Consider the following 275-nt stretch of genomic DNA (forward strand, 5'->3'; position numbering starts at 1 on the left):
GGCGCATATTCGGCAACAGGCAGGCCAGCTTGCGCCGGAGCCAGCAAGGCAATGCCCCGCGCCTGACCAAGCTTCAATGTCGCCGTTGCGTCCTTGTTGACGAAAGTATGTTCAAGCGCCGCCTCGTGCGGCATGAATTCATGCAGGACCTTGGAAAGCCCTTCATGGAGCTGGCAGAGGCGCGATGCGAGATCCATCTCGGCATTCGAGGTCACGGTCCCCGAGCCGATGAAATGCAGTGAATTGCCAAGCGATTCGACAATGCCCCAGCCGGT

1 protein-coding gene is annotated in these 275 nt (G+C 59.6%); it reads right to left on the reverse strand.

Translation table 11 applies throughout. The features are described from left to right. Positions 1 to 275, reverse strand: a 275-nt coding sequence (locus R0J92_RS22890; RefSeq protein WP_411053355.1) for a crossover junction endodeoxyribonuclease RuvC, incomplete at both ends; no start/stop codon positions are given.

The sequence above is a fragment of the Tritonibacter sp. SIMBA_163 genome (assembly GCF_046535935.1).
Classification (GTDB): domain Bacteria; phylum Pseudomonadota; class Alphaproteobacteria; order Rhodobacterales; family Rhodobacteraceae; genus Epibacterium; species Epibacterium scottomollicae.